General features: G+C 43.7%; 1 protein-coding gene and 1 pseudogene. One reads left to right on the forward strand and one right to left on the reverse strand.

What is annotated here, in order from left to right; genetic code table 11:
• Positions 1 to 213, reverse strand: a complete 213-nt coding sequence (locus tag F6K20_RS40380; RefSeq protein WP_353736903.1) for a hypothetical protein — start codon at positions 211 to 213, stop codon at positions 1 to 3.
• Positions 214 to 530: 317 nt separating this feature from the next.
• Here F6K20_RS40380 and F6K20_RS37715 point away from each other — a divergent pair.
• Positions 531 to 1613, forward strand: a pseudogene (locus F6K20_RS37715) (hypothetical protein); the annotation flags it as partial.

Genomic DNA, 1613 nt, shown 5'->3' on the forward strand with positions numbered 1-1613 from the left:
TTACAAGTAGTGGATCACCTTGGGAAGTGTGTCGGTATCCTGCAATACCAAACAATCAAGATCCTGTTTATGTTGCTCAACCACCTCGAAAAATTCAGATTCGGAGCTAGTAGAGTGTATAATATACTGCTCGCTACCCAAAACCTGAGAAAGGGATTGAGCTAGGGAATCAGAACTGATCAGCGTACATATGGTTAGTTGGGAAAGCAACACAACAGGTCTGGAATAACAAACTGGTTACTCTTACTATATAAGAGTCCTTAAACCAGTAAAATTTTAACATTTTTTTTAACAATGAGCTTAATATAAATTAAATTGAATTGAAACAGTCTGATAATTGAAATTAATTTTGATTTCGCGCCTCACTATATGCCCAGTGTTGAGCAGTATATTGAAAAGTACTTGCTCTTCAAGCATTAGGGGATCGCCCATGCCCTGTTGGGTTTGAGTGAATTCCTTTGTTGCTACTTTAGGAGGATGTGTTGCTACTGTAGGGCTCAACCGCTGTTGAAGCTAGATTGGTTATGTCGATGCCTACTCCCAGTATCCAAAAATTTGCCGAGCTAGTTCCTATTTGTCAAAGGACTTCTGATTTGGCTACTATTCTTGATATTTTTCATGCTTCAAGGCATGACTCGATTGTGGTAGTCAGCGAACAGCAATATCCTGTGGGAGTGGTTAACCTAAGGCAGATCATGCCTCACCTGCTCTCATACGCTAAGGTAGGTAGCTCAGGAGCAACAATGACAACTGGTTTTCTTCACAAACCACTATCTTGGATACAGCCAAACATCATTGAACCCATAACCATCCTACCAGGTAAGCTGAGTCTAAACCAATTCTGGTACTACCTACAAGACCATGGAAGTAGGGAGGGGGGGTTAGGGGAGTTGGGCAGAAACTGGGATAGAGAATTTAACCAATTCCCCATCCCAGATCAGGAACACTGGGCATTAGTAGATGGGGACCAGAAATTTATCGGACTCCTTAACAGTTGCCTGCTGTTAAAATTCTTAGCATCCACATTCACCCAACAACGTTCTGAATCGATAGTAAAGCGTACTCAACCCAAGGGACTGAACCCTAATCCCCTCAGGACTCACCACCCACACTATGGATTAACAGCCAAGAGTTCTTGGGCCAATTCCCTAGGATTATCATCTCGAATCAACTCAGGACTGAAAACTCAGGAAGAAGCCCTAACTTACAGTGCCCAGTTCAAGGGCATGAAACCCTTAGTGCAACTGTTAGAACAACTGCCATTACCCCTAAGCATACAAACCTCGACGGGAAAAGTTTTAGTTGAGAATCTGACCTGGCGTGAGCAGATTGAGACATCATCCGAGGGGACTCCGGGAAATAGTAGCACCACAGGCACTAAGAATACTACCTCTGCTATGAAAAACCCTGGAGCTAGGGAAAAGATACCCTACCGTTCTTCTTACAATCGTCTCTTATCTAATCATGTACCGAGGGAAGTCAGTAAGGAAGGTTTGAAGCAATCGATGGAAGAGCCTAGGACATCGTTAGACTTCCAGTGGCGTCAGCCTGATACCCAGAATTCCCCAACCTTCCATAACCAATCTGCTCCTCGATCTCCAGGACAATGGCCA

Origin of the sequence: Moorena sp. SIO2C4, assembly GCF_010672485.1 — a bacterium.
GTDB lineage: Bacteria > Cyanobacteriota > Cyanobacteriia > Cyanobacteriales > Coleofasciculaceae > Moorena > Moorena producens.